Below are 10870 nucleotides of genomic sequence, written 5' to 3' on the forward strand. Positions count from 1 at the left end.
CCCCCGGGGCCCCGCCGGTACCGGAGGATCGCGGTGCGTACGGGGTGCCCGCGGCCGCCGCCCCGGCCGGGCGCGGTGCGTACGGTGGGCCCGCGGCCGCCCCGGCCGGGGACTGCTCCCCGCGGCTGGCGGGGATGCGCACCCAGCCACGGCCGCCCTGTGCTCGCTCGGCGCCCATCGCGGACCCCTCTCAGGTGGATCTCAGCGGAGATACGTCGTCGGATTGCCCGGCGGCGGCCCGGTCCGGGCCGGCGCCGTGGGTGGTGCCGGTCAGCGGGCCGCGGGCGCCGAGACGCCCGAGGACTCCTTTCACCAGTCTCCCCGCCGTGAACCCCGCGCCGTGTACGAATCGCATGGAAGGTCCGAACGAGGGAGCGGTCAGCAGCCCCGCGAAGAACAGCCCGGGCCACGAAGACTCGAACCCGGGGCTCAGCTCCGGGGTCCCGCCGTCCCCCACGGTGGCCAGCGCGGCCCGCAGTCCGGCGTCGAGGAGTTCCAGCCGGGCCAGGTCGGGGGCGAAGCCGGTGGCCGCGATGACGTGCGCGGTGTCCAGTACGACGGACTCCCCTGCGGCGGTGGTCAGCCCGAGCCGGGTCCGGTCCCCGACCGCGACCGCCCGGTGCAGGTGGTGTCCGAGCAGGGTCGGCACCCGCCGTTCGAAGCGGTCCCGCAGCCACCAGGCCCCGGCGGGCCCCAGCGCGGTGGCGGCGATCCGCTCCCGGGTCGGCGCGGGCAGCCGGCGCACCGCCCAGGGCAGCTCCGACCACACCCAGCTGCGCCAGCCCGTGCCGAGTCCGCTGTGCGGGTCGCGCAGGGCCCGCAGCGGGGAGCGCCGAAGCGGCTGCGGGGCGGTGTTCCAGTTCAGCCGGGTCCGCCGGGCCACCAGGCAGGGCCGGGCGCCCGCCTCCGCGAGCAGCGCGGCGGTCTCCAGGGCGGCCTGCCCGGCGCCCAGGACGGCCACCTCCCGCCCGGCGAACCGGGACAGGTCGCGGTGACCGCTGCTGTGCGAGCAGTGGCCCGGGGGCAGGTCGCGCAGCGCCTCCGGGTACCGGGTGAAGGGCATCACCCCGACCGCCACGGCCACCGTACGGGCGGGCCGGGGCGGGCCGTCGGCGGTGCGGACGAGGAAGCCGTCGCCGTGGGGGCTGACCTCGGTGACGGTGGTCTCCTCCACCTCGGGCAGGCCGGCGTTCCGGGCGAACCAGAGCCCGTACGCGCTGAAGGTGCCGATGGGCAGCGGACTGCCGTGCTCGGCTGCCAGGCCGCGCGTCGCGCAGTACTCGGCGAGGGTGTGGCGGCCGCCGGGCGCGGAGAGGCTGGACGACCAGGGCTCCGACTTGAGGTACATGCCCTCGGGCATGTGGTCCCGCCAGGACGCCATGGGGCGCCCCAGGATCCGCACCCCGAGCCCGGCCGCAGCCGCGTGCGCGGCGATCGACAGCCCGTACGGGCCCGCGCCGATCACCACGAGATCGTCCATCCGCCTCACGGCCACTCCTCCAGCTCCATGGTCACCGCGTCACCAGTTCGTCCGGCTCCGCCGGGGCCTCGGGGGCTTCCGGCGGAAGCCGGCGGGCCGGCGGCTGCGGCCGTTCGCCGCCGCGCTGGCGGGGCGCCCGTACGGCGCGGGCCGTACGCCGCCCCTGCTCGGGTACGCCGCGCAGGGCGCGGGCCCCCTTGCCGAGGCCGCGCCCCAGGAAGGCCCCGAGCATCGCGAGGAACGGCCCCAGGTCATCGGCGGCGAACCAGGCCGCCTCCACCCGCCCCCGCCGCTCCCGGCGGGCCACGGGGCCCGGCGCGGGGCGGGCGTGCCCGTCGCGGGGCGGGGCCGCGCCCGCGTCCCCCGTACGCCCTTCGCCGGGCGGGGCCGGTACGCGGGCCTGGGGTGCGGTCGGAGCCCCCGCCCGGCCGGGCGCCGGAGCGGCGGCGGTGCCGGGCCTGGCGCGCGGGGCCGCCGGAGGCGTGCGGCGGGTCCGGACCGCCGCGAGCAGGGCGTAGTTCTCCGCGACGAACACCCGGCCGGGGCCGCCCGCCGGCTCCGGGACCCGTTGCCCCGTCAGATCCAGGTACATCGCCTGGACCACGTCGAGCCCGAAGTCGTCGGTGAACAGCCGGAACTGCGCCCCGGGGCGCGGGTTGAAGTCCACCAGCCGGAAGGTGCCGCGCTCGTCGCGGCGGAAGTCGAGGTCCAGGATCCCCTGGTAGCCCAGCCGTTCGGCGAGCCGCAGCCCCGCCTCCTCCACGGCCGGGTCCGGCAGCCACCGCCCCACCGCCGTCAGCCCCGTCCGCACCGGCCAGGACAGCTCCTTGCGCCCCGACCCGGCGAGCAGCGGGTGCCCGCCCCGGCCGAAGGCGCCGTGGAAGAACCAGTCGGTGTCCGGCCCGGCGGGCAGGAACCGCTGGAGCAGCAGCCGGCTCCCGGCCTCGGCGGAGCGTTCGTAGAGCCGTCGTGCCTCGGCGGCGGTGTGCACCAGCGTGGTGCTGCGCAGCCCGGCGCCGGCCGGCAGCAGCCACGGCCGGCTCCACTTCGCCACCACCGGCAGGCCGAGCCGCCAGGCGGCCTCCGCCGCCTCGGGCCCGCCCGCCGGGATCACGGTCTCCGGGTGGGGGACGTCCCAACGGGCGCAGAGCCGCGACAGTTCCGCCTTGTCGGCCACCCGGGCGGGCAGGTCGTCGGGCTGATGGGGGATCCGGAAACGGTCCGTCAGCATCGGCGCCACCCGCGACACGGCGATGGCGCTGAGGTCGTCCATGGCGATGAGCACGGCCGGCCGGCCGATCCGCTCGGACACCCCGGTCAGGCACTCCAGCAGCACCTCGGGCGCTTCGGGGTCGAGCCCGCCTTCCGGCCCGGGGTGCGCGGCACGCAGGTATCGCGAACGCCCCATGGGACCTCCCCCGGCTTCGACGACGGCATGGACCTCCACGCCCCCCCGCCCCAGGGATCTGACGGCGCCGAGGGTTCCGTGGTGGAACGGATTCCGATCGAGTCTGAGCAGAACAGCGGGCACATGGTTGGCGAACGCGTGCATGGAAACGGTGTCTTTCACCTAGTCGGACCAAGCGGGGAGGGTGCGCAGCTGCGAATGGCCTATGCAAAGGCCATCGGACAGGCCATTCGTCAGATGTGATGTCTAACGTCGTTGGCAAGCACACCGGTTCAGGAAAGCTCGGGAGACGCCATGCCCAGACCACGCCACCGACTGGCGAGCACCTGCATCGGTACGGTGACGGCCGGGCTGCTCGCCTCCGGCGCCGCCCTCGCGGCACCGGAGGAGGAACCCAGGGGCTCCGACATCGCCATGGGCGCCTATCTCGACTACGGGCCGTCCGGGGTCGCCCGGATCCCGCACCTGTCGCGCTGGCTGGGCGGCAGGGAGATCCGGGTCGGGCACACGTATCTGCCCGGTGACCAGTGGGCGGGCATCGAGGGCAACGTGCCCTTCCTCGCGGACTGGGCCGAGTGGCGGCAGGCCGAGGACGACCGGATGTTCGTCCTCAACGTCCCCATGCAGGCCCGCAACGAGGGCCGGGTGCCCGACTGGCAGGTGGCCCAGCTGATCAGGGCGGGCGCGGAGGGCCAGTACGACCGGCACTTCACGAAGCTGGCGCAGCGGCTGGTGGCGCTGGGCGTGCCGGACACGGTGATCGTGCTCGGCTGGGAGATGAACGGCACGACGTACACCCACCGCTGCGGGCCCGACCCGGAGAACTGGAAGGCGTACTGGAAGCGCGTCGTCAACGCGATGCGGGCCGTGCCCGGGCAGCGGTTCAAGTTCGATTTCGCCCCCAACCGGGGGACGGACGCGATCGCGTGGACCACGTGCTACCCGGGTGACGACGTCGTCGACGTCATCGGCATGGATTCGTACGACCAGGGTCCGGGCCGGACCTTCGAGGACCAGGTCACGCAGCCGTACGGACTCCAGCAGCACGTCGACTTCGCGAAGGCACACGGCAAGGAGATCTCGTACCCGGAGTGGGGGCTGTTCCGCAACGGGGACAACCCGGAGTACGTGCGGCGCATGCTGAAGTGGATCGAGCAGCACAAGCCGCTCTACCACACCATCACCGACTACTGCCCGCACGGCGTCTGGCAGTGCAAGCAGAACCCGCAGTCGTCGAAGGTCTTCCGCGAGGCGCTGACCCCGCAGGTGCCGGTCGAGCCCACGCCTCCGGTGGTCCCGACGCCGGTGATCCCGACGCCGGTCGTCCCGACTCCGGTGGTGCCCACGCCGGTCGTACCCACGCCGGTCGTCCCGACGCCGCAGATCCCGACGCCGCAGGTCCCCACACCGCAGGTCCCCACGCCCGAAGTACCCACGCCTCAGGTCCCCACGCCCGAGGTCCCGACGCCGCAGGTCCCGACGCCGCAGGTCCCGACCCCGGTCGCGCCCTCGCCCGTCGTCCCGGAGCCGGCGCCCGTGCCCGTGCCCACACCGACGCCGACCCCCACGCCCACTCCGGAGGTCTCCGTCCCGCCGGTCGTCCCGGTACCCACACCCACCCCGAGTCCCGAGGTCACCGTCCCGCCCGTGATCCCCGCGCCGACGCCGACGCCCGAGGTCTCCGTCCCGCCGGTGGTCCCGACGCCGACGCCCGAGGTCTCCGTCCCGCCGGTGTTCCCGCCGGCTCCGTCCCCCGAGGTCACGGCGCCCGTGCCGCCCAGCCCGGTCGCCCCCTCGCCGCTGCCCTCGCCCGTGCCGAAGCCCCCCGCCCCCCAGCAGCCCAACAACAGCAGGCAGTGGTGCGTACCGCTCAACTTCGGCGAGTGGCTGTCCAAGCTGGTCGGCAACCAGTCGGTCTGCCTCACGTTCGACTGGGGCCTCGACTGGGGCAAGGACTCCGGCTTCTGGCCCTTCTAGACGGGTCATCGCACCCGCAGTTCGTTCAGCCGCGCCCGCCAGTCCCGGGCGGCCGGCAGCGCCTCGCGCAGCGCGTCCACCGCCCGTTCGCGCCCCGTGACCTGCGACTCGTGGAGCCGCATCAGGGGCGCGAGCGCGCTCGTGGCCAGCAGGAAACGCTGGTTGACGACCGTCTCGGGCCGCCAGTGGTTCTTGTACGGTTCGTTGCCGCGCAGGAAGCTCACCACCGGCCGGCCCTCCGCGAGGGCCCGCCCGGCCTCGTGGCGCAGCAGCAGCGTCGCGACGTCGACCTTGCGGTCCCTGAGCTCCGGATCGGCGCCGTACAGGTAGCCGCCGCTCAGGCCGGCGCAGAGCAGCGTGACGTTGGCGGCGACCACCTTCCCGTCCAGCCGGAACTCCGTGAGCCGGCCCTCTCCGGCCCGCACCATGCGCCGGGTGGCCCGGGTCAGGTGCTCGGCGAAGCGGGGCCGCAGGTGTTCGGGGGTGACCCCGCGGCCGCGCCACTGCTTCTCGTGGAGGCGCAGCAGGGTGCGGACGGCCTGCGGCACCTCCTCCTCGGTGACCTCGTGCTCCTCGATCCCGGCGGCGTCGGTCTTGCGCAGCTTGGCCCGCACCCGTTGGGCGCCGGAGGCGGGCATCCGCTTGACGAGTTCGTCGAAGGGCAGGGCGGGCAGCTCCATGCAGGTGGAGTCGGCCAGCTTCCTGGAGACGCCGGGCCACGCCTCGTACAGGGCCTCGGCGGCCGCGCCGGGGCGTACCTCGCGCAGGTCCACGACGGCGCTGCGGGCCGCCCGGTGCAGGCCGCGGGCCAGGGCGGGGACGACCTGGTCCGCGTACCCGTCGGCGACGAGCACGTCGAAGTAGTCGGTGATGGGGCCGCCGAGCGGCACCAGCCGCGGCAGCGGCCGGTGTACGAGCATCAGCGCGGCGGCGCCGACCAGTTCCGCGCCGCGCCGTACGAGCAGCACCCGCAGCCGGCCGTCCTTCCCGTACGACAGCCACCACGAGTGCAGCCAGGCGTGGCTCTGGAAGGGGGTGGCGGTGGGACAGCCGCGGACGAGCCGGTTCCACGGCTCCTCCAGCGCGGCGAACTGCCGGGGGTCGCGGCACATCGTCACCGTCAGGGCCCCGGCGGAGCCCTCCGTCATCGCACGGACTCCTTCTCCTTGGTCTCGGAGTGCTCGCCCTGGGCGGGCAGCGAGGCGTACTCCTCGACGGCCGGCTGGGCCTGCGCCTCCTGCTGCTCCTCCTGCTGCTCCTCCTCCTGCTTGCGGCGGCCCGGGCGGGCCAGCAGCCACAGCCCGCCGAGGAGGCCGCCCGCGCACAGTCCGACGGCGCCGCTGACGGGTGCCGACGGGGAGGCCGGGTCGCTGGGCGCGACGGCCTGGCTGAACAGGAGCAGCTGTACGCCGGTGTTCTTGGCGGCCTGGTTGCTGCTGAGGGAGAGCGCGTCGGCGACGGCGTTGGCGATGTCGGCGGATTCGGAGGGGCTCTTGGACGTGCCGGTGATGGCGATCATCGGGGAGTCGGGGGAGGTTTCGGCGCGGACCTGCGTGCGCAGGCGGCGGGCGTCGATGCCGGCGCGGGGCTGGGCGTAGGCGAGGGTGGAGCTGCTGGTGGCGATCCGGCCGTAGGCCTGGGCGAAGCCGAGGGCGGTGGCGGGTTCGGTGGTCTCGTTGGGGACGGCGACGACGTAGCTGGTGGCGGCGTACTCGGGGGCCTTGAGGACCCCGTACGCCCCGCCCGCGGCCAGCCCGAGCAGGGCGCAGGCGGGCAGGGGCCACCACGCGGGCGGCAGCAGCCGGCGCTTGCGGCCCGAGCGGTGGTCGGACTTCTTCTGGTCCGGCTTCCTCTGGTCGGGCTTCCTCTGGTCCGGCTTCCTCTGGTCGGGCTTCCTCTGGTCGGGCTTCCTCTGGTCGGACTTCTTCTGGTCGGCGGTGTCGGCCATGTGCGGTGCTCACTTCCTGGGTGGAGGGGAGTTCGTTCACCCCAGGCCGTTCCCCTGGCCGGGGTGGAGGTGCGAAGGGGCTGGTCAGCCGTGGGGCGCGGAGCCTCCGCCGTCAGGGACGGCCGCGGGCGCGGCGGCGGCGGGGGCGGGCGCGTGGCCGGCCGGACCGGGGGCGGGTCCGGGCCCCGCGTCGGCCGGACCGGGGACGGGGCCGACGGTCGTGCCGGCCGGACCGGGGGCGGCCGACGGGGCCGGGACCGGTACGGCCGACGCGAGCGCGTAGACGTCCAGGAGCCGGCGGGCGCTGCGCGCGATGTCGTAGCGGCGGACCACCGGCGGCGGCGGGAGGCGGCGGGCGCCGGCCTCCATGTGGCCGCGCAGGGCCGCGACGAGTTCCTCCGTGCCCGGCCCGATCCGCCGGGCCCCCGGCGCCTGTGCGGCGGGGAGGTCGTCGATGGCGGGGCAGGTGACGTGCAGGACGGGCAGTCCGGCGGCCAGGGCCTCGACCACGGCGAGCCCGAAGGCCTCCTCCTTCGAGGGGGACACGAAGACGTCCATGGCGGCCAGCAGCGCGGGGATCCCGGGCGTGCGCCCGTCCGGGCTGTCGCCCAGCGGGTCCCGCTCCCCCAACAGGTGGATCCGGCCCTGCGCGCCCAGCTCGGCGGCGAGCGTCCGCAGCGCGGCCCGCTCCGGCCCGTCCCCGGCGAGCAGCAGGTGCGCCCCCGGCAGCGCGGCGACGGCCCGTACGAGTACGTCGAACCGCTTGCCCGGGACGAGCCTGCCGACCCCGCCGACCACGAAGGCCCGTTCGGGCAGCCCGGTCCGGGCCCGGGTGGCGCGGCGTACGCCTTCCTCGAAGCGGAAGCGGACGGCTTCGATCCCGTTCGGCACCACGTGGATCCGGGCGGCGGGCACGCCCCACGCCTCCAGGCGGCCCGCCACGGTGTCGGACACGGCGACCGTGGCCGCGCCGAGCCGTTCCCCGGCCAGGTACAGGGCCCGGACCCCGCCGGTCAGCGGCCGGCCCTCGATCTCGGCCGCGCCGAGGGAGTGTTCGGTGGCGACGGTGGCCCGTACGCCCGCGAGCCGGGCCGCGAGGCGCCCGTAGACGCAGGCCCGGTAGAGGTGGGTGTGGACCAGGTCGTAGCGGCCGTGCCGGATGAACCGGACCAGCTTCGGCAGCGCGCCCAGGTCGCGGTTGCCCCGCATGCCCAGGTGCACGACGCGGACCCCGTCGGCCCGCAGCCCTTCGGCGACCGGTCCGGGGTTGGTCAGGGTCAGGACGTCGCACGGCATCGGCATGTGCCTCAGCAGCAGCCGCAGTTGCTGCTCGGCGCCGCCGACGCCGAGCCCGGTGATGATGTGCAGGACCTTCACGGCAGGACCACCCGCCGCAGCTCGTGCACCCGGTGCCGCAGCTGCTTGATCCACAGCCGCGCGGGCCCGTCGGCCTGGCTGACGTGTGTGCGCGCCAGGGCGTGCGGCCCGGCGAGCCGGCCGGGGGCGATGGCGCAGGCGTACGCGTACCCGGCGGCCCGGGTGGCGTCGACGACCCTCGCGTCGAGATGCCCGTACGGGTAGCAGAACCCGGCGGGCAGCCGGCCGGTGAGCTCGCGCAGCAGGTCGCGGCTGCCCCGCAGCTCCTGCTGGAGGACGTCGTCGGGGGCGACGGTGAGGTCCTGGTGCAGCAGCCCGTGCGAGCCGATCTCCTGTCCGGCGGCCGCGACTTCGCGGATGCCTTCGGCGGTGAGCAGCGACTTGCGCGGCCCGAGCGGGTCCCACACGTTGTCCACGCCGAGCCGCCCGGGCAGGACGAACAGCGTGGCCGTGCAGTCGTAGCGGTGCAGCAGCGGCAGGGCGTGGGTGAGGAAGTCGGTGTAGCCGTCGTCGAAGGTGAGCCCGACGAGTCCGCGGCCGCGCCCGGCGGCCCGGGCCCGCAGCAGCTCGCCGACGGACACCCCGCGCAGTTTGCGGGCCCGCAGCCACAGCAGCTGCGCCTCCAGGGCGGCGGGGGTGACGGTGATCCCGTACGGGTCTTCGGCGGGGTCGGTGAACTCGGCGACCGAGTGGTACATCAGCACCCACGGCGACGCGGACCGTCGGGCGGGGCCCTCCACGGCGGCGGACGCCGTGTCGGTGTCAGCGGACATTGCGGAACCTCTGGGTGAGCTGGGTCAGCCGGTTGGTGAGCTGAGAGGTGAACTGGGCGATCTGCGCGGGCAGGGCGGTGACTTCGATGGCCCGCATGGCCATGCCGGTGGCGCCGAACATGGCCGGGATCAGCAGGCAGCCGAGGGCGGCGCTGAGCATGGGGTCGGGGATCATCGGCCCGGCGAGCCAGCCGGTGCCGCAGGCGGCGACGGCGGCGACGGCGAGGCGGCCGATGCTGACGGCGACCCGGCGGACCTGGATGGCGATGATGCGGGAGCCGAGTCCGGTGAGCAGGAGCGCGGCGGTGGTGGAGATCCCGGCGGCGTTGGCGGCGGCGATGCCGTAGGTGCCCCACCAGCCGACGGCGAGGGCTCCGGCCACGATGTTGACGAGCAGCCCGGCGCCCATCGCGAGCGCCGGGAACCAGGTGGGCCGGGCGGTCGAGAAGAAGGGCCGGGAGAGCGCCCCGACGAGGCAGTGGCCGAGGAGTCCGAGTCCGTAGACGCGCATGACGTCGGCGGTGGCGAGGGTGTCCTGGTGGGTGAAGGCCCCGCGTTCGAAGAGGACCTGGATGATCTGGGGTGCGTAGCCGATGACGAGGGCGCTGCCCATGAGGACGGCGAGGGAGGCCAGCGCCAGGTCCTGTTCGACCCGGCGGCGGGCCTTCTCGCGCTCCCCGCCGGCCATGGCCTGGGCGACTACGGGGAAGGTGACGGTGCAGATCATCAGCGAGAGCACCATCGGCATCTGCGCGACCTTCTGCGCGTAGTTGAGGTGCGAGATCGCGCCGGGCGGCAGGGAGGCGGCGAGGAACCGCTCGACGAGGACCTGCGACTGCCGGAAGACGGCGAAGAAGATGACGGGGGCGATGAGCCCGAAGGCGATGAGGGTGGGCCGGTCGCGGTCGCGCTGGCAGCGCGGGGCGCCCTTGGCGCGGGAGGGTCCGAAGCCGACGTTGCGGATGAAGGCGGGGAGCTGGACGAGGACCATCAGCATGCCGCCGACGGCGACTCCGGCGGCGGCGGCCCGCACGCCCCACAGGGTGTGCAGGGCGACCATCGTGCCGATGATCCCGACGTTGTACGAGACGTAGATCGCGGCGGGCGGGAGGAAGGAGCGGTGGGCGCGCAGGGCGGCGCTGAAGTACCCGGCGACGCCGAAGGTGAGCACGGTGAGGGCGGTCATCCGGGTGCACTGGACGGCCAGTTCGGGGTCGGGCAGGCCGGGTGCGAGCACGCCGACGACGAGCGGGGCGGCGACGATCAGCACGGAGGCGACGGCGGCGAGCAGCACCGCGAGCCGCGGCAGGGTCGCCGCCACGAGCAGCCGTACGGGATCGGCGGCGCGGGCCTCCTTGCGGGTGAGTCCGGCACGGCTGGCCGCGCGGCGGGCGAGGGCGTGGCTGAAGGCGGGCACCATCAGCAGCGCCATGGCGTCCTCGATCAGCAGGGTCGAGGCCATCTCGGGCACGGTCCAGGCGATCAGGAAGGCGTCGCTGTCGTGACCGGCGCCGAAGAGGTGGGCGATGGTCTGGTCGCGGACGAGCCCGAACACGGCTCCGGCGGCGGTGAGCCCGGCGGTGACGGCGGCGGCCTTGGCGAGGAACCGCCCGAGCGGAGCCGGTGCGCCGGCGCCGGAGGAACCGGCCGAGGGCCCGCGCCCTCCGGCGGCGCGCCCCCTCGGCCCGCCCCCGGCGACCACGGAACCCCGCGCGGCCGCTCCCGCCCGCCCCCCGGCGTCCCCGCCGGAACCGGCCAGCACCGGAGACCGCCGCCCGGCGACGGCATACCCGGGCACCGCGTCGGCCCCGTCCTGTACGTCGGCACGCGGCACCCGCCCGGGCTCCCCCGGCGCCCCGAAGCCGGCGGGACCGGGCGGCGGACCCGACGGCCCGGGAACGGCGGGG

At 75.4% G+C, this 10870-nt stretch carries 8 protein-coding genes; 1 reads left to right on the forward strand and 7 read right to left on the reverse strand.

Annotated elements, in window-relative coordinates; all coding sequences use genetic code 11:
- Positions 1–190: 190 nt before the first annotated feature.
- The gene (locus ACFV0Q_RS30695) at positions 191–1480 is read right to left on the reverse strand and encodes an NAD(P)-binding domain-containing protein (protein ID WP_385009634.1); all 1290 of its coding nucleotides are present in this window, start codon (positions 1478–1480) and stop codon (positions 191–193) included.
- Between the two features lie 31 nt (positions 1481–1511).
- Positions 1512–2888, reverse strand: a complete 1377-nt coding sequence (locus ACFV0Q_RS30700; RefSeq protein WP_385009636.1) for an ATP-grasp domain-containing protein — start codon at positions 2886–2888, stop codon at positions 1512–1514.
- A gap of 294 nt (positions 2889–3182) precedes the next feature.
- On the opposite strand from ACFV0Q_RS30700, the gene ACFV0Q_RS30705 reads away from it, so the two are divergent.
- Entirely contained in the window at positions 3183–4865 is a 1683-nt protein-coding gene (locus tag ACFV0Q_RS30705; RefSeq protein WP_385009638.1) for a glycosyl hydrolase, read from the forward strand.
- Between the two features lie 5 nt (positions 4866–4870).
- Here the strand turns inward: ACFV0Q_RS30705 and ACFV0Q_RS30710 are convergent, their stop codons facing one another.
- The 5 genes from ACFV0Q_RS30710 to murJ all read right to left on the reverse strand — a co-directional run bounded on the left by ACFV0Q_RS30710 (position 4871) and on the right by murJ (position 10665).
- Positions 4871–6013 (reverse strand): GNAT family N-acetyltransferase, encoded by a 1143-nt coding sequence (locus ACFV0Q_RS30710; RefSeq protein ID WP_385009640.1) that lies wholly within the window; start codon positions 6011–6013, stop codon positions 4871–4873.
- Complete coding sequence (locus ACFV0Q_RS30715; RefSeq protein ID WP_385009642.1) at positions 6010–6813, reverse strand: lipopolysaccharide biosynthesis protein; 804 nt, start codon at positions 6811–6813, stop codon at positions 6010–6012. The genes ACFV0Q_RS30710 and ACFV0Q_RS30715 overlap by 4 nt, the downstream gene beginning before the upstream one ends.
- Before the next feature lie 84 nt (positions 6814–6897).
- Complete coding sequence (locus ACFV0Q_RS30720) at positions 6898–8190, reverse strand: glycosyltransferase (RefSeq protein WP_385009644.1); 1293 nt, start codon at positions 8188–8190, stop codon at positions 6898–6900.
- Positions 8187–8963 carry a polysaccharide deacetylase family protein gene (locus ACFV0Q_RS30725; RefSeq protein ID WP_385009646.1) on the reverse strand — a complete coding sequence of 259 codons (777 nt, stop codon included), beginning with the start codon at positions 8961–8963 and terminating at the stop codon, positions 8187–8189. Before ACFV0Q_RS30725 ends, ACFV0Q_RS30720 begins: the two co-directional genes overlap by 4 nt.
- A complete protein-coding gene (murJ, locus tag ACFV0Q_RS30730) occupies positions 8953–10665 on the reverse strand; it encodes a murein biosynthesis integral membrane protein MurJ (RefSeq protein WP_385009648.1) in 1713 nt (570 codons plus the stop codon). Before murJ ends, ACFV0Q_RS30725 begins: the two co-directional genes overlap by 11 nt.
- Between the last annotated feature and the right edge of the window lie 205 nt (positions 10666–10870).

Source organism: Streptomyces sp. NPDC059564, assembly GCF_042735575.1.
In the GTDB taxonomy this organism is placed as follows: domain Bacteria; phylum Actinomycetota; class Actinomycetes; order Streptomycetales; family Streptomycetaceae; genus Streptomyces.